This is a genomic window from Paraburkholderia sp. JPY465, from assembly GCF_050436725.1.
GTDB classification, from domain to species: domain Bacteria; phylum Pseudomonadota; class Gammaproteobacteria; order Burkholderiales; family Burkholderiaceae; genus Paraburkholderia; species Paraburkholderia youngii.
The window spans coordinates 914,693-938,188 of the sequence record NZ_JBNDMT010000002.1 but is presented as its reverse complement, the minus strand read 5'-3'; the positions used below and the strand labels follow the sequence as shown (position 1 = coordinate 938,188).

At 62.4% G+C, this 23,496-nt stretch carries 22 protein-coding genes and 4 pseudogenes; 15 read left to right on the top strand and 11 right to left on the bottom strand.

The features are described 5' to 3' along the window. Nucleotides 1-43: 43 nt before the first annotated feature. The 5 genes and pseudogenes from QFZ94_RS06350 to QFZ94_RS06330 all read left to right on the top strand — a co-directional run bounded on the left by QFZ94_RS06350 (nucleotide 44) and on the right by QFZ94_RS06330 (nucleotide 5,152). A complete protein-coding gene (locus tag QFZ94_RS06350; protein WP_429455929.1) occupies nucleotides 44-1,996 on the top strand; it encodes an ABC transporter permease in 1,953 nt (650 codons plus the stop codon). Next, complete coding sequence (locus QFZ94_RS06345) at nucleotides 1,993-2,805, top strand: ABC transporter ATP-binding protein (protein ID WP_368585148.1); 813 nt, start codon at nucleotides 1,993-1,995, stop codon at nucleotides 2,803-2,805. The genes QFZ94_RS06350 and QFZ94_RS06345 overlap by 4 nt, the downstream gene beginning before the upstream one ends. Then, a complete protein-coding gene (locus QFZ94_RS06340; protein ID WP_368585149.1) occupies nucleotides 2,802-3,515 on the top strand; it encodes an ABC transporter ATP-binding protein in 714 nt (237 codons plus the stop codon). The genes QFZ94_RS06345 and QFZ94_RS06340 overlap by 4 nt, the downstream gene beginning before the upstream one ends. 59 nt (nucleotides 3,516-3,574) lie before the next feature. Next, nucleotides 3,575-3,844, top strand: a pseudogene (locus tag QFZ94_RS06335) (c-type cytochrome); the annotation flags it as partial. A 99-nt stretch (nucleotides 3,845-3,943) separates the two neighbouring features. Then, the gene (locus QFZ94_RS06330) at nucleotides 3,944-5,152 is read left to right on the top strand and encodes an ABC transporter substrate-binding protein (RefSeq protein WP_429455928.1); all 1,209 of its coding nucleotides are present in this window, start codon (nucleotides 3,944-3,946) and stop codon (nucleotides 5,150-5,152) included. Nucleotides 5,153-5,248: 96 nt separating this feature from the next. On the opposite strand, the gene QFZ94_RS06325 is transcribed toward QFZ94_RS06330, so the two are convergent. Further along, nucleotides 5,249-5,500: a hypothetical protein gene (locus QFZ94_RS06325; RefSeq protein WP_176125892.1), complete on the bottom strand. Its 252-nt coding sequence runs from the start codon at nucleotides 5,498-5,500 to the stop codon at nucleotides 5,249-5,251. A gap of 193 nt (nucleotides 5,501-5,693) precedes the next feature. Here QFZ94_RS06325 and QFZ94_RS06320 point away from each other — a divergent pair, with 193 nt between their 5' ends. Then, nucleotides 5,694-6,218: a DUF6496 domain-containing protein gene (locus QFZ94_RS06320; protein WP_368585151.1), complete on the top strand. Its 525-nt coding sequence runs from the start codon at nucleotides 5,694-5,696 to the stop codon at nucleotides 6,216-6,218. Nucleotides 6,219-6,320: 102 nt separating this feature from the next. Here QFZ94_RS06320 and QFZ94_RS06315 read toward each other — a convergent pair whose 3' ends face one another. After that, on the bottom strand, nucleotides 6,321-7,649 hold the full coding sequence (locus tag QFZ94_RS06315; protein ID WP_410850603.1) for an aspartate aminotransferase family protein: 1,329 nt from the start codon (nucleotides 7,647-7,649) through the stop codon (nucleotides 6,321-6,323). A gap of 187 nt (nucleotides 7,650-7,836) precedes the next feature. On the opposite strand from QFZ94_RS06315, the gene QFZ94_RS06310 reads away from it, so the two are divergent. Then, entirely contained in the window at nucleotides 7,837-9,252 is a 1,416-nt protein-coding gene (locus QFZ94_RS06310) for a PLP-dependent aminotransferase family protein (protein WP_429455927.1), read from the top strand. 21 nt (nucleotides 9,253-9,273) lie between these two features. On the opposite strand, the gene QFZ94_RS06305 is transcribed toward QFZ94_RS06310, so the two are convergent. Continuing rightward, nucleotides 9,274-9,897, bottom strand: a complete 624-nt coding sequence (locus QFZ94_RS06305) for a LysE family translocator (RefSeq protein WP_429455926.1) — start codon at nucleotides 9,895-9,897, stop codon at nucleotides 9,274-9,276. 421 nt (nucleotides 9,898-10,318) lie between these two features. After that, nucleotides 10,319-10,876 carry a tyrosine-type recombinase/integrase gene (locus QFZ94_RS06300; RefSeq protein WP_429455925.1) on the bottom strand — a complete coding sequence of 186 codons (558 nt, stop codon included), beginning with the start codon at nucleotides 10,874-10,876 and terminating at the stop codon, nucleotides 10,319-10,321. 160 nt (nucleotides 10,877-11,036) lie between these two features. Here QFZ94_RS06300 and QFZ94_RS06295 point away from each other — a divergent pair, with 160 nt between their 5' ends. Then, nucleotides 11,037-11,195, top strand: coding sequence for a hypothetical protein (locus tag QFZ94_RS06295; protein WP_429455924.1), 159 nt, complete (start codon nucleotides 11,037-11,039; stop codon nucleotides 11,193-11,195). Nucleotides 11,196-11,362: 167 nt separating this feature from the next. Here the strand turns inward: QFZ94_RS06295 and QFZ94_RS06290 are convergent, their stop codons facing one another. Then, nucleotides 11,363-11,887 carry a hypothetical protein gene (locus QFZ94_RS06290; protein ID WP_429455923.1) on the bottom strand — a complete coding sequence of 175 codons (525 nt, stop codon included), beginning with the start codon at nucleotides 11,885-11,887 and terminating at the stop codon, nucleotides 11,363-11,365. Here QFZ94_RS06290 and QFZ94_RS06285 point away from each other — a divergent pair. Further along, nucleotides 11,862-12,264 (top strand): annotated as a pseudogene (locus QFZ94_RS06285) (tyrosine-type recombinase/integrase); the annotation flags it as partial. The gene QFZ94_RS06290 and the pseudogene QFZ94_RS06285 overlap by 26 nt on opposite strands. 281 nt (nucleotides 12,265-12,545) lie before the next feature. Here QFZ94_RS06285 and QFZ94_RS06280 read toward each other — a convergent pair. Next, a pseudogene (locus QFZ94_RS06280) lies at nucleotides 12,546-12,779 on the bottom strand (short chain dehydrogenase); the annotation flags it as partial. Next, nucleotides 12,751-12,882, bottom strand: coding sequence for an NAD(P)-binding domain-containing protein (locus QFZ94_RS06275; protein WP_429457793.1), 132 nt, complete (start codon nucleotides 12,880-12,882; stop codon nucleotides 12,751-12,753). The gene QFZ94_RS06275 and the pseudogene QFZ94_RS06280, both read right to left, overlap by 29 nt. A gap of 107 nt (nucleotides 12,883-12,989) precedes the next feature. On the opposite strand from QFZ94_RS06275, the gene QFZ94_RS06270 reads away from it, so the two are divergent. After that, on the top strand, nucleotides 12,990-13,739 hold the full coding sequence (locus QFZ94_RS06270) for a LysR family transcriptional regulator (RefSeq protein ID WP_429455922.1): 750 nt from the start codon (nucleotides 12,990-12,992) through the stop codon (nucleotides 13,737-13,739). 268 nt (nucleotides 13,740-14,007) lie between these two features. On the opposite strand, the gene QFZ94_RS06265 is transcribed toward QFZ94_RS06270, so the two are convergent. Next, entirely contained in the window at nucleotides 14,008-15,519 is a 1,512-nt protein-coding gene (locus tag QFZ94_RS06265) for an acetyl-CoA hydrolase/transferase family protein (protein ID WP_429455921.1), read from the bottom strand. 119 nt (nucleotides 15,520-15,638) lie between these two features. Beyond that, nucleotides 15,639-15,944 carry a tetratricopeptide repeat protein gene (locus tag QFZ94_RS06260; RefSeq protein WP_429457720.1) on the bottom strand — a complete coding sequence of 102 codons (306 nt, stop codon included), beginning with the start codon at nucleotides 15,942-15,944 and terminating at the stop codon, nucleotides 15,639-15,641. Between the two features lie 138 nt (nucleotides 15,945-16,082). Between QFZ94_RS06260 and QFZ94_RS06255 the strand changes: the two genes are divergently transcribed. The 4 genes and pseudogenes from QFZ94_RS06255 to QFZ94_RS06240 all read left to right on the top strand — a co-directional run bounded on the left by QFZ94_RS06255 (nucleotide 16,083) and on the right by QFZ94_RS06240 (nucleotide 19,305). Continuing rightward, on the top strand, nucleotides 16,083-16,361 hold the full coding sequence (locus QFZ94_RS06255) for an ArsR/SmtB family transcription factor (RefSeq protein WP_429455920.1): 279 nt from the start codon (nucleotides 16,083-16,085) through the stop codon (nucleotides 16,359-16,361). After that, nucleotides 16,330-16,542 (top strand): annotated as a pseudogene (locus QFZ94_RS06250) (methyltransferase); the annotation flags it as partial. The gene QFZ94_RS06255 and the pseudogene QFZ94_RS06250, both read left to right, overlap by 32 nt. 914 nt (nucleotides 16,543-17,456) lie before the next feature. After that, nucleotides 17,457-18,110 carry an isochorismatase family protein gene (locus tag QFZ94_RS06245; RefSeq protein ID WP_429455919.1) on the top strand — a complete coding sequence of 218 codons (654 nt, stop codon included), beginning with the start codon at nucleotides 17,457-17,459 and terminating at the stop codon, nucleotides 18,108-18,110. 181 nt (nucleotides 18,111-18,291) lie between these two features. Next, the gene (locus tag QFZ94_RS06240; RefSeq protein ID WP_429455918.1) at nucleotides 18,292-19,305 is read left to right on the top strand and encodes an SLAC1 anion channel family protein; all 1,014 of its coding nucleotides are present in this window, start codon (nucleotides 18,292-18,294) and stop codon (nucleotides 19,303-19,305) included. Nucleotides 19,306-19,866: 561 nt separating this feature from the next. Here the strand turns inward: QFZ94_RS06240 and QFZ94_RS06235 are convergent. Then, nucleotides 19,867-20,673: an HAD-IIB family hydrolase gene (locus QFZ94_RS06235; RefSeq protein ID WP_429455917.1), complete on the bottom strand. Its 807-nt coding sequence runs from the start codon at nucleotides 20,671-20,673 to the stop codon at nucleotides 19,867-19,869. A 563-nt stretch (nucleotides 20,674-21,236) separates the two neighbouring features. Then, nucleotides 21,237-22,367 carry an IS110 family transposase gene (locus QFZ94_RS06230; RefSeq protein WP_429455916.1) on the bottom strand — a complete coding sequence of 377 codons (1,131 nt, stop codon included), beginning with the start codon at nucleotides 22,365-22,367 and terminating at the stop codon, nucleotides 21,237-21,239. Nucleotides 22,368-22,614: 247 nt separating this feature from the next. On the opposite strand from QFZ94_RS06230, the gene QFZ94_RS06225 reads away from it, so the two are divergent. Further along, a complete protein-coding gene (locus tag QFZ94_RS06225; protein ID WP_429455595.1) occupies nucleotides 22,615-23,493 on the top strand; it encodes a tyrosine-type recombinase/integrase in 879 nt (292 codons plus the stop codon). Nucleotides 23,494-23,496 lie beyond the last annotated feature (3 nt).

The following is a 23,496-nucleotide window of genomic DNA, read 5'->3' as shown; positions in this document are numbered from 1 at the left end:
GACGCGGGCGCGCATGGTGCCGCCCGCGCTGCCGAGGGTCACGATGCTTTCGAATCTGCTGGTACAACTGGTCAATGGACTCGCCGACGCGTCGACGCTGTTTCTGGTCGCCGCCGGTTTGTCGTTGATCTTCGGCGTGACGCGCATCGTCAACTTTGCGCATGGCTCGTTCTATATGTTCGGCATCTACGTCGCGTACAGCATCGCGAGCCGCTTTGGCCATACCGCGGGCGGCTTCTGGCTGTCGGTGCTGGCCGCCGCGCTCGCGGTCGGGATGCTGGGCGCGCTCGTCGAAATCGTCGTGCTGCGGCGGATCTATCAGGCGCCCGAGCTGTTCCATTTGCTCGCCACCTTTGCGCTCGTGCTGATCTTTCGCGACGCCGCGCTCTGGCTTTGGGGCCCCGACGATCGGTTCGGCCCCCGCGCGCCCCATCTCGCGGGCGCGGTCGACTTTCTCGGGCATCCGCTGCCCACTTACGACATCGCACTGATCGTGATCGGCCCCATCCTATTGCTGCTGCTGTGGTACGCGTTGACGCGCACGCGTTGGGGCACGCTGGTGCGCGCCGCGACGCAGGATCGCGAGATGCTCGGCGCGCTCGGCATCAATCAGGCGTGGCTGTTTACCGGCGTGTTTTTCGTCGGCGCGTTTCTCGCAGGGCTCGGCGGCGCGCTGCAAGGGCCGCGCATATCGGCGAACCTGTCGCTCGACCTGGAGACGATCGGCAACGCGTTCGTGGTCGTCGTGGTCGGCGGCATGGGTTCGATTCCGGGCGCGTTCATCGCGGCGTTGCTGATCGCCGAAATCAAGGCGCTGTGCATCGGCATCGGCCATGTGACGTTCTTCGGCATCGGTTTGTCGCTAAGCCGCTTTACATTGGTGGCCGAATTCGTCGTGATGGCGGTCGTGCTGGTAGTGCGGCCTTGGGGTCTGCTGGGCCGCGCGAGTGCCGCGGTGCGCGCGATGGGTGCGCCGGAAGCGCCATTGCGTCCCGCGGGCAAGCGTCTGAAGTGGCTCGCCGCCGTCGTGTTGCTAGTGCTCGTTCTGGCGCCGCTCGCGGCCAACGCGTTTCCGTATATGCCGGTGCTGCTCGTCGAAATCCTGATCGCGGTGCTGTTCGCGACGAGCCTGCATTTCATCATGGGCCCGGGCGGTCTGCATTCGTTCGGCCACGCAGCGTACTTCGGACTCGGCGCATACGGCGCGGCGCTGTTCCTCAAAGTGCTGAATCTGCCGATGGAAGCGGCGTTGCTGCTCGGGCCGCTGCTCGCGGTGGTCGGCGCGCTCGTGTTCGGCTGGTTCTGCGTGCGCCTGTCCGGCGTCTATCTGGCGATGCTGACGCTCGCGTTCGCGCAGATCGTCTGGTCGGTCGTGTTCCAGTGGGACGACGTGACGGGCGGCAGCAACGGCATTCTCGGACTATGGCCGTCGAGTTGGCTGTCGTCGCCGGTCGCGTTCTACTACCTGACGTTAGCGTGCGCGGTGCTCGGCGTGTGGCTGTTGCGCCGCATGCTGTTCTCGCCGCTCGGCTACGCGATGCGTGCGTCGCGCGATTCCGCGCTGCGCGCCGAGGCGATCGGTATCGACGTGAAGCGCGTGCAGTGGGCGTCGTTCGTGATCGCGGCGTTGTTCTGCGGACTCGCCGGCTCGCTGTACGCGTTTTCGAAGGGCAACATCTCGCCCGAAGTGATCAGCGTGAGCCGCTCGGTGGATGGCCTCGTGATGGTGCTGCTCGGCGGCTTGCAGACCTTGAGCGGGCCGATCGTCGGCGCGGCCGTGTTCACGTGGCTGCAGGACACGGTTGCGCGACAGACCGACTACTGGCAGGCGCTGCTCGGCTTCGCGATCCTGCTGCTGGTGATCGCGTTTCCGCAGGGAATCGTCGGCTTCATTCGCGAGCGTTTCGGCGACGCGAACGGCGATCAGACCGATAAGTCCAACGGCGGCGCCGCGTCGCCATCGCAACGGACCGCCGCGGTCAAGGAGGGCCTATGAGCCTGCTGCGCGTAAGCGGTCTGTCGCGGTCATTCGGAGGACTGAAGGCGGTCGATGACGTTTCATTCGAGCTCGAAGCCGGTCAACTGCTGGCGTTGCTCGGCCCCAACGGCGCGGGCAAATCGACCTGTTTCAACATGGTCAACGGCCAGTTGCAGCCGTCGTCGGGATCGATCCTGCTCGACGGTCATGAACTCGTCGGCATGCGGCCGCGCGATATCTGGCGGCGCGGTGTCGGCCGCACGTTCCAGATCGCCGCGACCTTCAACTCGATGACGGTGCTCGAAAACGTGCAGATGGCGCTGGTGTCGCGCGAAAAAAAGACCTTCGGTCTCTGGAAACCGGCGGCTGCGCACCATGCCGGCGAAGCGTTCGCGTTGCTCGAACAGGTCGGCATGAGCGAGCACGCGAAACGCGCGTGCGGGGTGCTCGCGTATGGCGACGTGAAGCGCGTCGAACTCGCGATCGCGCTCGCGAACCGGCCGAAGCTGCTGTTGATGGACGAACCGACCGCCGGCATGGCGCCGAAGGAGCGCAACGAATTGATGGCGTTGACCAGGCGTCTGGTGACCGAACGAAAGATCGGCGTGCTGTTTACGGAGCACAGCATGGACGTCGTATTCGCGTACGCGGACCGGATGATCGTGCTCGCGCGCGGCAAGCTGATCGCCGAGGGCGACGGCGATACGATTCGCAACGACCCGCGCGTGCAGGAAGTCTATTTCGGCACCGGCAAGATGTTCCGGCCGCACGCGGCGCTGCAGGACGCGGACGGCAACGCGCGCAATGGCCGGGGAGCGCAGCAATGAGCGAACCGATGCTGAAAGTCTCCGGCCTCAATGCGTTCTACGGCCGCGCGCACATCCTGTTCGACGTCGACCTCGAAGTCGGCCGTGGCGAAGTGGTCGCGCTGATGGGCCGCAACGGCGCCGGCAAATCGACGACGATGAAAGCGGTGATGGGACTGCTGCCGCGGCGCCACGGCGAAGTCACGTTTCGCGGCCAGAACATCAGCGCGCTTGCGCCGTACAAGATCGCGCGCATGGGCGTCGGCTTCGTGCCCGAGGACCGCCGCGTGTTCGCGGATCTGTCGGTGATGGAGAACCTCGACACGGGCCGCCAGCCGCCGCGCGAAGGCGCGCCGCAATGGACGCCGGAAAAGCTGTTCCGCCTGTTTCCGAATCTCGGCGAAATGCCGCAGCGCCCCGGCGGCCAGATGAGCGGCGGCGAGCAGCAGATGCTGACCGTGTCGCGCACGCTGATGGGCAATCCGTATCTGGTGTTGCTCGACGAACCGTCCGAAGGCGTCGCGCCGGTGATCGTCGAGCAGATGGCGAACATGATTCTCGAATTGAAGCGCGAAGGGCTATCCATTTTGTTGTCGGAACAGAATCTGCACTTCGCCGAACTGGTCAGCGACCGCGCATATGTGCTCGAAAAAGGGCAGATCCGTTTCAGCGGCACGATCGGCGAACTCGCACGGAACGAAACGGTGAGGCGCGCTTATCTGAGCGTGTGAATTCATCCAGTAATGCCGGCGAAAGTAGAGGCCGATGGCGCCGATGATAGGCGAGCGCGCGGCTTTTCGGCGCAGATCCGGCGCTCGCGCTGCATACGAACCCGCACGGCGCGGCGCCGGACAACCCGATTCGCGTGATTCTCGACGGCATCGGCTCGCCTGCGCGGCCCGAACTCGGTACGATGCCGGCTTACCGCGAAATTTTGAACGACGCCCAGGTCGCCGGGTTCGTGCCGTACCTGCGCGCGCAGTTCGCGGACGGCAAGCCGGCATGGCGGGACGTCGCCGCGAACGTGGCCAGAATCCGCGCGCAACCGCGCGAGCAATGAGCCGTCGGCCGTCGTCCGCAGGTGCGCGGGTCCGGCGCGCTTGCCCGCCCGTTCGCACGTCTGAAAAAACCACCATTCCTTCTGATTACGGAGTAACGCATGACCACGCGCGCAGGATGGATCTCTCGCCTCATGGTGTCGACCGTGTGCTCGTTCGCCGCGTTCGGCGCGAGCGCCCAGCAGACCATCAAGATCGGCGAGATCAATAGCTACAAGGCGCAGCCCGCCTTTCTCGGGCCTTACAAGCAAGGCTGGAATCTCGCGCTCGAGCAGGTGAACGCGGCCGGCGGCGTGCTCGGCAAGCAACTGGAAGTGATTTCGCGCGACGACGGCGGCAACCCCGGCGACACGATCCGCGTCGCGCAGGAACTGATCGCGCGTGAGCAGGTGCAGTTGCTGTTCGGCGGCTTCCTGTCGAACACGGGCCTTGCGCTCGCCGACTTCGCGAAGCAGAAGAAAATCTTCTTCCTCGCCGCCGAACCGCTGACCGACAAGATCGTCTGGGCCGATGGCAACAAATACACATACCATCTGCGTCCTTCGACCTATATGCAGGTGGCGATGCTGGTGCCCGAGGCCGCCAAGCTGAAAAAGAAGCGCTGGGCGATCGTGTATCCGAACTACGAGTACGGGCAATCGGCGGTGGCGACCTTCAAGAAACTGCTGACGGCCGCGCAGCCGGACGTGCAATTCGTCGTCGAACAGGCGACGCCGCTTGGCAACGTCGACGCGGGCGCGGTGACCCAGGCGATCGCCGACGCGAAGCCTGACGCGATCTTCAACGTGCTGTTCGCCGCCGACCTCGGCAAGTTCGTGCGCGAGGGCAACACGCGCGGGCTCTTCAAGGATCGTTCGGTGGTGTCGCTCCTGACCGGCGAACCCGACTACCTCGATCCGCTCGGCGCCGAGGCGCCGACCGGCTGGATCGTGACCGGCTACCCGTGGTATTCGATCGATACGGCCGCGAACAAGCAGTTCGTCGACGCGTATCGGGCCAAATATCACGACTATCCGCGGTTGGGCTCGGTGGTCGGCTACTCGGCGCTGATGTCGATCGCGGACGGCATCAAGAAGGCGGGGTCGACCGATCCGGACAAACTCGCCGCCGCGTTCAAGGGGCTCAATGTGCAGACGCCGTTCGGTCCGATCACGTACCGCGCGCAGGACAACCAGTCGACGATGGGCGCGTATGTCGGCGTGACCGGCGTGAAGGACGGCAAGGGTGTGATGACGTCGTACCGCTATGTGGATGGCGCGAGCGTGCAGCCATCGGACGCCGAGGTGAAGAAAATGCGGCCGGCGGATTGAGGACGCGGCGCGCGGCGGTCCGTCGTGACTGCCGCGCGCTGGCCGCGTGAGTGCTGGTGAAGGCGCGTCCGCGGCGGCTTCTGCCGCCGGTGAAACCTACTCTTCCGCGTCGTGCTCCATGACGAAGCGCTTCAGATAAGCGAGCACGGCCGCTTCCATCGCGCGATGATCGGCGGTGTTTTTCGATCCCGCGTTCTCTTCATCGCCGAACAGGGTGGACGGCGCGTTGTGCACGTCCACCTCTTGCCCCTCGCGAAACACGCGAATTTCGTGGACGTCTTCGACGTACTCGGCGATCCAGTGCACGCCCTCGATATGTGCGCCAGCGCGAACCGTAACTATCTTCATGGCTGTCTCCGTGCAAGCGGTCGATTTGAGTTGGCGCCTCGGCGCTGACTCCCGTCCCATGTCCACAACCATACGCCGTCCCGCCCACGCACGCGAGTCCCGCCCGTAACCGCTGCCGGACCAGGGCGCGGACGGGCGTTGCGGCACGCTCGTTGCTGAACTATAAAGGCTCACCCACAACCGGAGAACCGTCATGCCAGAGCAGAAAACCTTGAAGCGTGCCGCGGCCGATAAACGCGCGGGCAAATCAGCGAGTACCCAAGCGGGAGAGTTCATCAAGGAACAGGTGGACAAGGTCCGCGCCGGCAAGCACGGCGTGCGCTCGCCGAAGCAGGCGATCGCGATCGGGCTGTCCGAGGCGCGGCGCGCCGGCGTCGACGTAAAGCCGCCGAAGAAGGGCGCGACGAGCGAGGCGACCCGCAAGAAAGCGCAGAAGGACAGTGCGGCGGGCAAGCACGCGGGCGCTGCAAAGAAGAGCGCGAGCAAGGAGTCCAGTGCTAAACGCTCGCGTGTGTCGGAAAGCGTGCTCAAGCGTGAGAGCAAGGCTGGGGCGTCGTCGGCGGCGATGTCGAAGCAGGCGAAGTCGGCTGCAGCTAAGCGGCCTGCTGCGAGCCGCTCCGCCGCAGCCAAGAAGGCCGCGGCGACCAAAGGCGCGGCTGGACGCTCCGCTGCCGCGAAAAAGGCCGCGCAAACGCGGGCGTCGCGCGCGCATCACTGAGCCTTGCGGCTCGCAAAGCGGCGGCAATGGAAAAGAGCGGCGGCACGCATGCGCGTGCCGCCGCTCTTTCGTTGTCACCCGCTGGCGGGCTTGCCCGCCTTCTTACTGCACCGTCGCCAGCACTTCGCCAACCGTGCGGAAGAGCCGCGCAATCTGCTCTTCGTCGATGATCAGCGGCGGCGAGAATGCAAGGATGTCGCCGGTGAAGCGGATCAGCACGCCCGCCTCGAAGCATTTGACGAAAGCCTCGTAGGCGCGCGCGCCCGGCGCGCCGTCGCGCGATTCGAGCTCGATGCCCGCGACGAGGCCGAGATTGCGCACGTCCTTCACATGCTTTGCGCCGCGCAGCCCATGCGCGGCGGTTTCGAACGCCGGCGCGAGGCTCGCCGCGCGCTCGAACAGCTGGTCGCGGCGGTACAGATCGAGCGTCGCGATCGCGGCCGCGGCCGCCGCCGGATGCGCCGAATAAGTGTAGCCGTGGAACAGCTCGATCGCGCCCGGCGCGCCGCTGCCGACCACCGTGTCGTGGATCGTCCGGCTGGCCGCGACCGCGCCCATCGGTATCGACGCGTTGTTGATCGCCTTCGCCATCGTGATCAGGTCCGGCGTGACGCCGAAGTGTTCGCTCGCGGTCGCCTTGCCGAGACGGCCAAAACCGGTGATCACCTCGTCGAAGATCAGCAGGATGCCGTGCTTCGTGCAGATCTCGCGCAGCTTCTGCAGATAGCCTTGCGGCGGAATCAGCACGCCGGTCGAGCCGGCCACCGGTTCGACGATCACCGCGGCGATCGTCGAAGCGTCGTGCAGCGCGACGATGCGCTCCAATTCCTCGGCCAGATGCGCGCCCCATGCCGGCTGGCCCTTCGAGAACGCGTTGTGTTCGAGGTTGTGCGTGTGCGGCAGATGATCGACCGCCGGCAGCAGCGCGCCCGAAAACGTCTTGCGATTCGGCGCGATGCCGCCGACCGAAATGCCGCCGAAGCCGACGCCGTGATAGCCGCGCTCGCGGCCGATCAGACGCGTGCGCTGAGCTTCGCCGCGCGCGCGATGGTAGGCGAGCGCGATCTTCAGCGCGGTGTCGACCGATTCGGAGCCCGAGTTCGTGAAGAAGATGCGGTCGAGCCCTTCCGGCATCAGCTCGGCAACCTTGGTCGCCGCTTCGAACGCGAGCGGGTGGCCCATCTGGAAGGTCGGCGCGAAGTCGAGCGTCGACAGCTGCTGCGTGATCGCGGCGACGATTTCATCGCGGCTATGACCGGCGTTCACGCACCACAGCCCCGCGCAGCCGTCGAGAATCTCGCGTCCGTCGGTGCTCCGGTAGTACATGCCCTTTGCCGATTCCAGCAGGCGCGGCGCGGCCTTGAACTGGCGGTTGGCGGTGAAGGGCATCCAGAAGGACGACAGATCGTCGATGACGGGGCGCGAAGTCATGGCATCTCCTCGAAGTGGGGGTCGGTTGGGGCTTTGAGCGTAGCCAAACTGTAGTCCTCGCGGTTTAATGGCGGCATAAACAGTTGACGAAGTGTGGTGCCAACTGTGCTGGCGGATTGGCGCGAACTGTCCCGGTAGGCGGGCGGTCCGTGGTTGGTCTTTTTGCCCCTGGTTTTTCGCCCAAAACATGATCGAACTGGACCTTCAACGTGACCGGCGTGCGGCGCCGACGCTCGTCGAACAGGTTGTGCAAGGCTTCGCGCGCGCGATCGACGCGCAATCGCTGCGCGCCGGCGCACTGCTGCCGTCGGTGCGGCAGCTTGCGCAAAGCCACGCACTGAGCACCTTCACGGTTACCGAGGCGTACAACCGGCTCGTGTCGATGGGGCTGGTGGTCGCGCGGCGTGGCTCCGGCTATCGGGTGGCGGCGCGCTCGCCGTCCGCGCGCGCGGCCGTCGCTGATTGGACGCCGCCGAGCCTGACCGCGACGTGGCTGCTGTCCGACGTGTTCGCCGATCACTCGGTGCCGATCAAGGCGGGCTGCGGCTGGCTGCCGAGCGAATGGACCAACGAGAGCGGCCTGCAGCACTCGCTGCGCGCGCTGAGCCGGGTGCCGGCCGCGCGTCTCGGCGACTACGGCCATCCGTACGGCTTTGCGCCGCTGCGCGAGCGCATTGCCGAACAACTCGACCGGCGCGGGCTGCCGGTCGACGTCGCGAACGTGCTGCTCACGCAGGGCGCGACGCAAGGACTCGATCTGATCGTGCGCACGCTGCTGCGCGCGGGCGATGCGGTGATCGTCGAGGATCCCGGTTACTGCAACCTGCTGCAGATCCTGAAGCTCGCCGGGCTGGTCGTGCATGGCGTGCCGCGCACGCCGGCCGGCGTCGATACGGAGGTGCTCGAAACGCTGGTCGCGCGGCACAAGCCGAAGGCCATCTTCGTCAACACCACGCTGCAGAATCCGACCGGCGCGACCTTCGGCATGTCGGCCGCGTTCCGCTTGCTGCAGATCGCCGAGCGCGAGCGCATCTGGGTGATCGAGGACGACGTGAGCCGCGAACTCGCGCCGGCCGGCGCGCCGCTGCTGGCGGCGATGGAAGGCTTGCAGCGCGTGTTGCACGTCGGCGGCTTTTCGAAGACGGTGACGCCGTCGCTGCGCTGCGGCTATGTGGTGGCCGAGCAGGCGGTGCTGCGCGAACTCGCGCGAACAAAGATGGCGGTGGGGCTGACGTCGTCGGAAACGATCGAGCGGATCGTCGACAAGGTGCTGGTGGAAGGGCGTTACGCGCGCCACGTCGAGACGGTCAACGAGCGGCTCAAGCTCGCGCACGTGGCGCTCGAAGAACGGCTCGACGCGCTCGGGCTCGAGGTGTTTCACCGGCCGCGCGCGGGGCTCTTCATGCTGGCGCGCCTGCCGATCGAGGCGGAGCGCGCCGCCGAGGTCGCGACCGCCGCGCTCGCGCACGGCATCTGGCTCGCGCCGGGCTCCTATTTCCGTCCCGACGACGCGCCGAGCGCGTGGTTCCGCTTCAACGCGCCGTATTCGACCGACGACGCGTTGTGGCGCTTCATCGAGCGAGTCGGGCAGGGGGCGTGGTAGACGCGGCGGCGCCTCGGACGCTCAGCCGCCGCGCCCGAACAGCGTCAGCGCGATCGGATACAGCGACCCCACGAGCAGCAGCGCCATCGCGACGTTGAAGATGCGCAGCCGCTTCGGGTTCGACAGGACCTCGCGCATCGCGGTGCCGAAACCGGCCCACACGCAGATGCAAGGAAAGCCGATCACGTAGAACACCGCGGCCATTGCAATTGCGTTCATGCCGAAGCTGTTGCTCAGATGAATCGTCGTCGCGGCGGTCAGCACCATCATCCACGCCTTCGGGTTGACCCACTGAAACGCGATCGCTTCATGAAAACGCATCGGGCGCCGCTCGCCGTTTCTGAGCTTCAGCTCGCCCGACGTGCCGATCTTCCACGCCAGATACAGCAGATAAGCGACGCTGACGACTTCGAGCACCGTGTACAGCACGGGAAAGTGCACGAACGCTTCGCCGAGGCCGACGCCGACCGACAACATCAACAGCGCCACGCCGACGCTGATGCCGGACAGATGCGGCAGCGTGCGGCGAAAGCCGAAATTGACGCCCGAAGCGAGCAGCATCGTGTTGTTCGGACCGGGCGTGATCGAGGTGACGAGCGCGAACAGAACGCCGGCGGGCAGCGCGCTGAGAGTGACGAAAGACATGAGGGATGGGCTCCGGTGTCGCCAACAGAAAACGGTGAAGGTCATTCTAGCGAGCGCCCCCGGTACAGTACCTGTACGGTTTTGAAAATGGTCTCCAGTACGGATCTATGATGACTTGATGAGCAGGGAAACGCCGTCGCACGGCGTAAAACGACACTAATAATTAGATCGCCGCCGCTATTAGTGAGATTTCCGACACCATAGATGAGATTGGATGTGGAAAAGGCGCCTCTGGTTAGCTGTCGTTCGTCGGCGCTCCTTTGGGAAAGATCGGTGAGCAGCCGTAAGCGGACATATCAGCGTCCACACATGAACGACAGCAGTGGCCGAACGGAGCAGTCACGAGCATAGGCAGGTCGGTCACCGACAGGCGTCCGTGGTGGGGTAATGCAGATGCTTTCCTTCGTTTTTCAGCCACGGGTTAAGCTTCGTCTGGAAAACTCCCCTCCACGAACGCCCGCGTCTGCGTCAGATCCGTGCGCGCATAGGCGGCCGTCGTCTGCACCGACGCATGACCGAGCAGCGTCTGCGCCACCGGCAACGGCACCGCGTGATCCACCACCAGGGCGCGAGCATAGCCATGCCGTAACCAGTGCGTCGACGCGGCGCGCAGTAGTGTAAGCGTCTCCAGGTCGCGGGGCGTCACCCTCGTTTCGGCGGCGAGCAGGACGGCCTTGACCTCGTCGTACAGGCCGCTGTGTCCGAGCGCGTCACGCTTCTCGCTGTGGATCCGGGCGACCCGTTCAAAGGGCGACGGGCAGGCCGGCAAGGCGCCCGCGAGCCGGTAGGCGCGCAGTGCCGGCACACACACCGAGGGCAGCGGCACCGACCGGCGCTTCCCGCCTTTGCCCTGCACGTGCAGGGTCCACTGGTCCTGCGAATCCACCTCGAGCCGGGGCAGGCCGTCCGCTTCCGACCACACCAGTTCCGCCAGCCGCACGCCGGCATAGCGGTACAGCGACCCGCGCGCGTGAGCCACGCGCGGCCGGCGGCATCGGGCGCGAGCACCGCGAGCCACCGCGCCGGACTGGAAGGACCGGGTGCGTCCGGATCGGCGAGGGCAGTGACGGCTGCATCCGCAGCGGCCGTGGCGGACACGTGCGCGTGGCCGCGTCGTCCGGCGCGAACCGGAACCGCCGGTGCTGTCTGAGCAGCCGCAGCAGCACGGTGTGAGCCGTCGGTGCGGTATCGCCTGCGGCGACCCGGAGCCGCCCGCGCTCCCAGTACTCGACCGCGGCATCGTGATCAAGCAGCAGCGCGAACACGAGGGGGTGATCGCGTTTCGCGTCGGCCAGTGACGGACATCCGCGCTTGAGTAACGCGAGTGTCCAGCGCGTGTAGACCGGGTGGCCCAGGGCGTCGGCGACATAGGCGAGCGCCGCGTCAATGGTGTCGGGCAGACGCTGCGGGGGCGCGCTGGCCATGTCGAGCCAGCCGGAAAAGCCTGGCAGGCCGGGTGGGCGGTTCATTTCGGGCGGCGCCGTCTGGTGGTCGCCGGCGTCGGCGACGTGCTGGCCGGTTTGCGGTGGGGCGATGACCCGGCAGCGTGGGCGCGGCCGTCGACGGTGGCCAGCAGCGCACGCTGTTCCGCGACCACCGTGGTCAGCGCCGCGACGTCCGCGGCTGCGCGCAGGCGCGCGTCGCGTTCCGCCGCAAGGTCGCCGAGCAGGCGATCCCGCAGCGCTTCGAGCGCCGCCACGCGCTCCTGCTTTTCGGCAACCTGTCCCGTCAGCCGTTCACGCTCGTTCTGCAGCGCGTGGCGCTGGTGCTCCGTCTCCTGCAGCAGCTGTCGGGACAGCCCTTCATGGCGGGTGTGCACCGCGGCGAATTCCCTGGCATGCGCCTCCTTCATTTCAGTGAGCGCGAGCCGGGCCGCGTCCAGTTGCCCCTGCAGGTCAGCGGCGGCCGTCCGGTACGCGTCCGTCCGCTCGGTCAGGCTGCGGCAGTTGGCCCGCAGCGTCGCCCACGTGGTCTCGCGGGCAACTTTCATGCAACAAAAGACGCAACGACCCGTGCAGTTTGAGATCACGGAGCAAACGCGGCAGAGCGTGGCGGCCTGGATCGCTGCTCAACGACTGAAGCCGGCTGACTATCTTTTTCCAAGTCGCCTACATGCGTCGCCGCACTTGTCGACGCGTCAGTACGCCCGCATCGTTCATCGCTGGGTCGCATCAATCGGACTCGATGACGCAGCGTACGGGACACATACGATGCGCCGCACGAAGGCTTCGCTGATCTATCGACGCACCAAAAATCTTCGTGCAGTTCAGTTGTTGTTGGGCCATACGAAGCTCGAGAGTACCGTGCGGTACCTCGGGATTGAAGTCGACGATGCCCTTTGAGATGGCAGAGCAAACTGAAGTCTGATTGCCCTGAGGCCGGTGAGCGGACGCTTGCCGGCCAGGAGCCGCCGGTCGAGGTCGTCGTCCAGTTTGGCTGGACGAGGTCTCATTCGCCCTCGCTCAATGGCCGGTCTCCGGCGAGCAAATTGCGGAGGGCACTGCCTTAACCCGCCCCCCAAGGGGCGACCAACTTTTTCGATAGCGGTCATTCAATTTCATTGCAAAGTTGCGCCGTCCGTTGGTCGCATCCCCGTTGCTTTCGCTTGGTAGCTAGGGTCTACCACAAATTGCCTCGAGCCCTCTACTTCAATGACCAACCCGATAGACGCGACCACTTTGCACGCCTTCCACGCTGCGTCTATAGGCCATTGCCACACGTGTTGCCGGCACGCTTTCGTAGGCGGGAAAGAACGGACCAAACCGGTCCATAGATTCCGTCAGCACTGTCGGGCTAACGGCATTTATGCGGATGCCCCGTGGAAAATCGCACGCAGCAGCACGCACGAATCCTTCAATCCCAGCATTCGACGCTGCGGCGTTGGGTGCGCCCGACACGAATGATTTCGTGTTTACCGCTGCGCGCAAGTTCATCTGCCACGGAACGACCTACGTCTCCACCGGCGCCGATTACGACGATCTTCATAAAACACTCCTTTTCGAGTTCGGGTTGAATCATCAACATTCTTAACCAAACCATTGAGGTGATAAATGTGCTCCAATTTCCAACACTACTAGCCCATAGTTAGCAATATGGACAAACTGCGCGCGATGGAAACCTTCGTTGCCGTCGTGGAGGGAGGCAACTTCACCGAGGCGGCACAACGGCTGCAAATATCGGCCGTAATGGTCGGCAAGTATGTGCGTGAACTTGAAGAGCGTCTCGGCGCGCGCTTGCTGGAGCGCACCACACGACGGCAAAACTTGACTGATGCTGGTCGCGTTTTCTATGAAGACGCCAAGCGTGCGCTTGAACATGTGCGTGCGGCTGAGACATCGATCGAACGGTCACGCGCGTCGCCATCCGGCACATTGCGGATAAGTGCTCCGATCACCTTTGGCTCCTGTGTCATCGCTCCTCTAGCCGCGACTTTCCAGCAGATCTATCCGCGCGTGCGCATTGAACTGGAATTGAGCAATCGCGTCGTCGACCTTATTGACGAGAGTTTTGATCTGGCCATCCGAATTGGTGAACTAGGCGACACTGACCTGATAGCAAAACCGTTGACCAGCTACCGCATGGTGATCTGTGCGTCTCCGAGTTACCTCGCCCGACATGGCCGTCCAGAGACGCCGCAGGACCTGAGCGAACATCACTGCCTGTCTCACACGGTGTGGAATGGCCGCAACGGCTGGAAACTGAGGGGTGGGGATGGGCCACAGTCTTCGAAGGATCCGGTTTTCACATGCAACGATGGCAACGGTCTACGTATAGCTGCCATCGCCGGTGCAGGATTGTTGCTGCAGCCCGAGGTTGTGGTGGCACGGGAAAACGTATCGTAATGTGAAACCACCCTGCTCTGCGGGAACTGCCTCCACAAGCTTCATCGCATCGACGCGCTTCGTACGGAACGCCCCCAGCCTCGTGCGCCTCGCCGGCAAGCGCTCGCTCGCCCGACGGCCCCAACAGTTTGATGTCGATCCGAATCGGATTGCGTACCTCCGCGCGCGCGCTCCGTTCATCGGCAGCGTAACGGAATAACTGGATGGCTCCTGCCGATCGTTCGACGGAAGGCGCCCAAGCTCCCGATCAAAGCGACGGCGGCTGCGATCAAGGCTTCATATGTCCGGCTTCGGTGAACCTCTGATGCCACGACAAGGCTTCGCCAAGCAAGTGCGGGGTGTGCTTACCCACACTGTCACGGCAGGCGCGGTCGAAATAGTCTCGCAGAAGCGGTCTGTAATCCGGGTGAGCGCAATTGTCGATGACCACACGCGCTCGTTGCTTGGGCGACAACCCGCGCAGGTCCGCCAGCCCCTGTTCCGTGACGATCACGGTGACATCGTGCTCGGTGTGGTCGACGTGGCTGACCATCGGCACGATGCAGGAGATCGCTCCGTTCTTGGCTGTACTCGGCGTAACGAAGCATGCAAGAAAGCCATTGCGGGCGAAATCACCCGAACCGCCGATGCCATTGATGATCGAAGTGCCGGCCACGTGCGTCGAGTTGACGTTGCCATAGATATCAGCTTCAACCATACCGTTGATGGCAATACAGCCCAACCTGCGAACCAATTCGGCGTGGTTGGAGATCTCCTGCGGACGCAGAACGATGCGGCTGCGGTAGTGGTCGATATTGCGGCTGAATTCTTCGACACCTTCCGGACTTAGCGACAAAGCAGTCGCCGATGCGGTTTGGATGGTATCGGTCCTGATCAGATTCAGCATCCCATCCTGAATCACTTCGGTAAACGCAGTAAGCCCTTCAAATCCGCCATCGCGCAGCCCGCTCAACACTGCATTGGCGATATTCCCTACCCCGGACTGCAACGGCAACAAGTGCTGCCCGAGCCTGCCCTTCGCGATTTCGTGCCGGAAGAACTCTACCAAGTGTTTCGCAATTCGAATGCTGCTGTCATCCGGCTGGGCGAATCGGCCCAGCCGATCAGGACCGCGGGTTTCCACAACGGCGATCACTTTCGATGGATCGACGCGCAGGTAGGGCTCCCCAATACGGTCGCCGGGACGGACCAAGGGAATCGGCTGACGATCCGGTGGCAACGTCGTACCGTAATAGATGTCGTGCATGCCATCCAGACCGGCAGGCTGAGCCGAATTCACTTCGATGATGACTTTGTCGGCAAGGTCAAGCCAGGTCTTGTTGTTGCCGACCGATGTCGATGGAATCAAAAGTCCGTCGGACAATATGCCGGAAACCTCGATGACTGCCACGTCGATCTTGCCGAGGAACCCAAACCAGGTGTACTGCGCGACCTGCCCCAGATGGATATCCATGTACTCGATCTCGCCACGGTTGATCCGTGCGCGCAGTTCCGGATCGGACTGATAGGGCAAGCGAAAGTCGATGCCCCCCACTTTGGCGAGCGCACCGTCCAGTTCCGGAGCAGTGGAAGCGCCAGTCAGTATGCGGAGCGCAAACTTTTCTCCGCGGGCATGAGCGTCTTCGATGCGTGCCGCCAGCGCCAGGGGCACCGCCTTGGGGTATCCAGAGCCGGTGAACCCGCTCATTCCGACGGTCATGCCCGGTAAAATGTGGGCCGCCGCCCGATCGGCTGGCATCACCTTGGACACGAGATACGAATTCTGGATGCGCTTTTCCATAGCGATTCCTCTGTCATTGCGGATCCTGGCTCTTAACGAGTCACGCAAGAAAGGGACAGCAAGTGCAATACCTGACCACCGGAAACGGCTGAGGGTCAACCGTCGCGGTTCAAGGTCCATTAGGCGTTGTAGTGGCGGATTGCATGTGTCTGCTGGCCCAGTTCCTCATGAATGCGCGCCGCGTTGAAATGCGCGTCCGCAAAGTCCTGCTTCAGTTCGATGCTGCGCCGGTACGCGATGAGTGACTGTTCGAGGCGGCCTGAGTCTTCCAGCGCAACGCTCAGATTGAAGTGAAGCAGGTGATGGTCCGGGTTTTCTAGCAGGGCAGTGCGCCATACCCCGATAGCCTCGTCGTGACGGCCGCACTCGGACAGCAGGCATCCGAGGTTGAGGTAGGCCTCGAGATAGGCCCGGTCCGAGTCAATGGCGCCCTATAGCCGGATTCGGCGCCGTCGACATCGCCCTCAGCTTCCCTTGCGGCAGCGTCCGCGAATTCGTCGGGCAACGAGGGAAGGTCAAGCAGAAAATTCTTGTCATCTGTTCATTATTTCGATTGTCGAAATATGGAAACGAACCAGACCATCGCCGCTCTGGCGGCACTCGCGCACGAGTCGCGGCTCGCAGTCTTTCGCGCTCCGGTGCAGGCAGGCCCCGAAGGCATGCCCGCAGGCCAGATCGCTACGCTGCTCGATGTGTCGCCGTCGTCGCTGTCCTTCCATCTGAAGGAGCTGTCTCATGCGCAGCTCATCACCAGTCGGCAAGAAGGCCGGTTCGTCTACTACTGCGCGAATTTCGAAACGATCAACGGCCTTCGATCTGCCCGTAGTGGGCCGTTTGTTTGAAGAGTACGTAGCGTCGCACGGCCTGCAGGAACGGCTGCATTTCTATCCGGGCGACTTCTTCAAGAATTCCTGTCCAGCGGCCGATGTGCTTGTGATGGGACACATCCTCCACGACTGGGATCTCGGGCAGAAGCTCGAGCTCCTCGCGAAGTGCTACGCGTCGCTACCTCCCGGAGGTTGCCGCGAGATTCGCAAGCATTCTCAGCGCGCGCGTGCGACATAGCGTCGTCCGCAACGTCGGATGTTCGATGCGGAGCAGTCGACCGAATGGCCACCCGACTGCGATCTCGAACGACGGTTCCTGGCCGGGTCCTGCCGCTAGCGAACGCTGGCTCTTGGCCGCCGCCGTCCCGTCGGCGAGTGCACCAAACCTACCCAACAGGGCCGTTGGGGGCTGGGGCGCTGCAACGGCCGCTATCACGGCAAGAACCGCCGCAGATCACTACTGCGGCGCCAGCTGTCCCGACCGGTAAAGAAGCGGGCCACTGGACCCGCCACCGCTGCGTTATAAATGCAGTTCTACCTTTGCCTCGGCATTTTCGACGATCAAAGACAGCACCCAAACGTTCGACGATACCTCGAGCCGAGCGCGATCGACCCGAGGGTGTTTGCCGCTATCGGCAATATCCGTGCCGGCCCGTGCACCGCTAGCCCCACGATGCAAACGCCTTACAGTGCGTATCGATGAATGACACGTTCTTTTAAAATAGTGACATCACTGTTCATAGTAGAAGAATAAGCGGTGATTAAGCCATTATTCACATGGGATAGGCTTGTCCCATCAGAAATCCTTACTACAATAGTCGAATCACGTTGGCATAGGTCGCTGGCCGCGCTAATTGGCGGAATCCAGTATCTGGGGTTGCTCGCCGTCGGTGGACTGAAAGGGCTATCCTGGGAAATGACCAACATGCTGCGAACGAATTTCAAAATCCCGGTGTTGTCATCTTGTTGTCTTTGTTTTGGCGTGGCTGCTCCCTTATTTCATCTTCCAGATAATCGTTATGGCGATCCTGAGGCGTATGAACGGCGAATAAGGTGCATCAAGGGGGCCAGTTTCGGCGGGCGTCTCAACTCCATTTTTAGGAGCGAATTATGAACTACGATCCAGTCGATACTGCGGTAGTATTCACTGATCCCCAGAACGACGTTCTCAGCCCGAACGGGAAGAACTGGGGCGTTCTTGGCGCAAGCGTGACTGAAAATAAGACTGTCGAAAATATGCTGTCAATCTTCAGGGCAGCGAAAGCCGGTAAGTTCAGTGTTTTCATCTCTCCGCACTATTTTTACCCAACCGACACTAGGTGGCAATTCAATGGGCCGCTTGAGACGGGTGAGTTTCAAACGGGAACGTTCGCGCGAACGGGCGCGTTGAACCTGAGCGGGTTCCAGAAGTCGGGGGCCGACTGGCTGGAGGAATTCAAGCCATTCATTGACGATGGTGAGACTATCGTTGTGAGTCCACATAAGGTTTTCGGTCCACAGACCAACGATCTAACGCTGCAACTTCGCAAGCGCAATGTGCAGAAAGTCGTGCTTTGCGGCATGCCAGCTAATATGTGTGTCGAAGCTCATCTACGCGATCTGATCGAGCAAGGTTTCGAAGTGACCGTCGTCGCCGACGCCACGGCGGGGCCGCGCCATCCGACGTGGGGCGACGGCTATAAGGCAGCACTTGTGAACTACGCGTTTCTCGCACATGCTGTGGTCACGACTCAGGACGTCGTGAAAGCCATGACGCAAGGGTAGTTACTACGGCGCCGATTTTGGGCGTCCCCTACACGATGCGTATGACATAAGCCCATAAGTCCGGTTTCTGGCGCGCATATCGGCCTTATGGCAAGTTCCTGCGCACAGTATCGACATCGTAAAAGAAAGTTTCCATACCTTGATCAGTTCTGCCAGCGTCGCTCACTGGCATGGAGCTCGGATGAGTGCCAACGACCAGGAAATGCAGATGCTCGCAAGTCGTCCGCGCCAGACTGGACAGGCGTTCGACTACCTGCCGATCGGACTATTTGGATCGGTCATGGGGCTGGTTGGACTCGCTGTTGCCTGGCGCGCTGCTTCGCAGATGTATGGCGTGTCGGCTTCGATCGCTGATGGCATCGGAGCTGTCGCCGTAGCGGTCTTCGTCTCGCTGGTTCTTGGATATGGTTGGAAATGCCTGACTGCCTGGCACGCGGTGAAGACGGAGTTTGGGCATCCGATTGCCGGCTGTCTGTTCGGAACGGTAGCAATCAGTCTTCTGCTGTTGCCGATCGTGCTGGTACGTGTAAGCTATGAACTTGCGTTCGGCATGTGGGTATTGGGTGCCGTCGGCATGGTGTTTTTAGCGTGGCTCATCGTCAGCCGATGGATAAGTCGCCGCCAGCAGTTGCCCCACGCTACTCCTGTGTGGATTATTCCGGTCGTTGGCATGCTCGACCTGCCATTGGCGATGCCCGCGCTCGGTCTACCAGCCACTTCGGAACTCGGCGTATTCGCACTCGCGGTTGGGATATTCTTCGCGGTGCCAATCATTACGCTGATCTTTGCGCGATTGTTGTTCGAGGACCCAATGCCGGACGGCTTGCGACCGACATTGATGATTCTCGTTGCGCCCTTTGCCGTCGGCTACTCGGCCTACATCACGGTGACCGGTAGTCATGACCTGTTCGCGGAAGCACTCTACATGCTGACTTTGTTTTTCCTCGCGGTGCTGTTTGGACAAATGCGCTATCTTGCGGCCTGCTGTCCCTTTCGTCTTACATGGTGGGCTGTCAGCTTCCCTCTCTCAGCGTCGGCGATCCGCTCTCTCAGAGTGGCAAGAGAGAACCCCGGTCGTATCACCAATAGCATCGCCTTGCTTCTACTTTGTATCGCCAGCCTTGCTATTGTTGGTATCTTCCTGAGGACTTTGAAGGGGTTACTCTCCGGCGAATTGCGCACCTTGAGTACCTAGACATGCGTATGCAGGGAACAAGCAGCTCTGTGAGCGCCGCGGATAAGCAGGGTGCATTTTTGTCGGGACGGGAAAACCGATAGGCTTGGATATCGGTAAATGGGTTTCCCGGCCATGATGTGCCGGACAGGCCTGCGTGCATCGTGGCAAGAGCGATGCGAACTGAACTCAGAACGTGGCGGCAACCATGCAATTAATAGGAGCTGACTTCGTGCGATGCACCGCAGACCATGTGACCAGCGACGGATAGACGGGCGGGTATCTATTTAGAGGAAGGGCGACTGGCGAAAGCGATGGGGGAAGATTCCGAAAGCCGTTTATTCGTTTGCATTGGAATACCGCACCGATTCGAATGGCCGTTGTGGGGAACGTCAGCGACGTCCGAACGTCGTCAGGCGCGCGCAGGCGAATGGCCGTAGATGGCCCGGGTCCTGCCGCTAGCGAACGCTGGCTCTTGGCCGCCGCCGTCCCGTCGACGAATGCACCAAGCCGACCCTGAGCGGTCCATCGCCGGGTTCGCAGGAAAGGGCGGCGGCAAGTCTAAGAGCAGCCGTTCGATGCCTACAGAGCGGACGCGTCGCGAGCGCTGGTTGAAACTGACTGGAGAATGGCGTTCGCGAACTCCACAAAACCGGCTCCCCCTGGACCACGCGTTATCCATCGAGGGGGAGTCGGTAATTGCGGTAGATAGTCAGTCACCGTGCTCACGCCTGCCGTATGTTTGAAAAACTCGAACATTGGCGCGTCGTTGGTGGAGTCACCAGAATAGGCGACTAATTCGCGCGCTGCTTCAGTGTCAATGCTGTATGTGCTGGCGAGTACTCGCAATGACATCGTCAACTTGTCGTAGCCGCCCAGCCAGCCCAGAACCCAAAGGTTGTTTATCGTCGCATTCGCTCCCGCCTGTCTTAGCGCATCGACGATGCGGTGATCGACGTCGGTTCCTGTGCAGTGATATGCAAGGCTCGTCAACCGAAACACTTGATCATCAGCCTCTTGCGCCTCAGGCACTGCTTTTTCGATGACCCGCGCAATCGACTTTAGTTGTTCGCGGACGTGTTCAATGCTATCGGGCGAATGCCAGTAATGTCGTTCGACGCCATGCCCGTCTGAACTCCGCCGAAAGAACAAGCCGCCATTTTCGGCAATGACACCGTCGACGGGCCACATGCGAGCCATCTGGTCGCACCATCCGGCAGGGGCCGCGGTGACCGGCACCACGCGAATGCCGCGGGCTTCCAGTTGTGTCAGCGCGGTGTACGTCTCGGCAGGCAGGCGGCCTTGATAGGTCAATGTATCGTCCATGTCCGTGAGCACGAATCGGACTGTCGAAAATTGATTTGCTGCTGCCAGGGAAAGGGGCTGCATGGTGACCCGTTAGCAATGGACAGCCGCAAATTATGAAGGGCAATGGGATAGTCGTCTTGTCGAATTGCGCGGATGCTTATCACTATTTGTGGATAGCATATTGTTACGATGCGATCGCGGTGGCCGCTGACGCTGCAAAACCGGACGTCGGTAAGCGCGCATGCCTACGGCCGGTGTTGGCCGATTGGGTGAGGTCGCAAACAGCCGCTAACCGGCAATCCAGTCCTCAAAATGTGAATCTTGCTGACTGACCGGTTTGGGGAAAGCTGTCTGTCCGGAGAGGGTCGAGGGACTGATATGACTTTCCGTGTCAATCGCGATCGGTTCTCGGTCTGGGTACATCTGAATTTCCTGAGGGCGACGTAGCAGTACGTCTCGACGGTGGGTCACACTGATATCCGCGGGTTGGTTACCGCATTACTGTGGTCCGCCCTATGAGCCTGCCGCTACCTAAAGTCGCAAGTCGCATAAGATGTGTTGCATAGTCCAATCGCGGGTTGCTCGGGTGCCGGGCTACGCCGCCTTCAGGAAACTCTCCGTGTCCTCGTTAAGATGAGATAGTGTCAGACCGGCCTGGCATCTTTCGGTATGGCGAGAGACATCGCCAGTCTGCCGATGTCCCAGATAAACCCTGAGAGCTCTCGCGCAACGGCAACCACGCCGGTGTTCACATTCTTGCCGCGCGCTGCGAGCTTGCGATATCGCCGGCATAGCCGCAGCTGGGCATCCCATGCGCGGTCAATGATCGGTTTCGGAATTCCTTCATGGCGGCGTTGGATGTCGGGGCTCACCCGAGCGGGGTATCTGTAACTCCACGCAGCCTCCACGAGCAGCTTTCTTGCATAACTGTTCCCGTTTTTTGTAATGCTGCCTTGACGGCGCCGCTCGCCTGACGAGTGTTCGGAGGGCGTCACCCCGAGCCAGGCCATCAGCTGTCGCGGATGCTCGAATCGCGACAGGTCACCCAGTTCGGCGAGCATGCCAACGGCCGTGGTGAACTGGATACCGCGCATGGTCTGCAGTCCCAGTACGACCGGATAGAAGCGCCAGTTGACGACAGCCTCGCGTAGTGCCGCCTCGAGGCGGTCGCATTGGGCGAGTCTGTCTTCAATGGTGCGGCGGCACTCGTCAAAGGCCAGTTGTTGCCAGTGGTTGGGGAATACGAAGGTGCTGATCCACCGTCGATGTGCCGGCCCCCAGTTCGCGCTGCCGGTGTAACGAATACCATGAGAGAGCAGAAACGACTTGAGGCGCTGACGCGCGTGCTTGAGATCCGCTTTGGCGGCGGCCCACGCGCGGGCCAGGTCCCGGAATGCCTCATCTTCGACGCCTGGCACGTAGACTGACGAGAGATCACCTGCACGCAACGAGCGCACGAGTTTGAGTGCGTCGCGGCGGTCAGTCTTGACCCGCTCGCCTGGTTTCTTCGGAATCAGCGACGGGGCACATACCACGCAGTCGAATCCCTTCTGCACCAGTTGCCGGTAGAGGCCATAGCCGCATGGCCCTGCTTCGTAGACGATGCGAACGTGCGTCGCCTTGGACTGCATGCGCTGGCACAGGCGATCGATGTCTGTCTTCGAAGTGCCGATCTTGCCCAGCAATTCCACCTCGCCTATCCCGACGGCGTAGGCTGCCGTGATGGATTCCTTGTGGACATCCAGACCGACGTACACAGTGCTATCGTGTCCCATGCTGGCCTCCGTGCTGGAAATCGCCGGGTGTCGCCCTCGTGCACACCATGCGGCTCTGGCAGCAATGCTAACCCGCGTCTGGTTTCTCACGGCGGGCCAGCCACCACATCACGGAAAGTCATACTGCCTAAACCGCTCGCGCGGTAAGGGGCTGCGGCCGGCGGTAGTAGCAATGGAGAGGAAACCGACTCTGTTCTCATGTTGATGGGCGAGGTAATTCGCCTCGCCGTTCAACGGGAGCAGAGTCATGACTGATACCCTCCAGACTGTCAGCCCACTGCGCCAGCGCATGATCGACGACATGCGTATGCGCCATCTGGCGCCGAAGACGCAGGCCGGTTATCTGCGCATCGTACGCGAGTTCACCCGGTTTCTGGGGCGCCCGCCCGACACCGCCACCGTCGAGGATCTACGGCGTTACCAGCTGCATCTGGTCGACCACGGCACGTCGCCCGTGTCGCTCAATGCGGCGATCACCGGACTGAAGTTCTTCTTCGAGATCACGCTTCACGAACCCGAACGGATGGCCCGGATGCAGCCGGTGCGCGTGCCCCGCACGCTCCCGGTCGTGCTCAGTCCGGACGAAGTGGGACGCCTGATCGCTGCGACCGGCAACCTGAAGCACCAGACCGCACTGTCAGTCGCCTACGGCGCCGGCCTGCGTGCCAGTGAAGTGGTGGCGCTGAAGGTCGGCGACGTGGACGGCCAGCGCATGACGCTGCGCATCGAGCAGGGCAAGGGCCGCAAGGACCGTTACGCCATGCTCTCGCCGGTACTGCTTGAACGCCTGCGTGTCTGGTGGCGCGTGGCGCACGCGCAGGGCCGGATGCTGGAGGGCGGCTGGCTGTTTCCAGGCCTCGACCCGGTCGATCCGCTCAGCACACGGCAGCTCAACCGCGCCATCCACGCCGCCGCCGTCGCTGCAGACATCAACAAACGTGTCTCGATGCACACATTGCGACACAGCTTTGCGACCCACCTGCTGGAGCAGAAGGTTGATATCCGTGTCATCCAGGTCCTGCTGGGCCACAAGAAGCTGGAGACGACCGCGCTCTATGCCCAGGTCGCGACGGACCTGCTGCGCGAAGTGATCAGTCCGCTGGAGAAGCTGCACAACAACAGCTGAAAC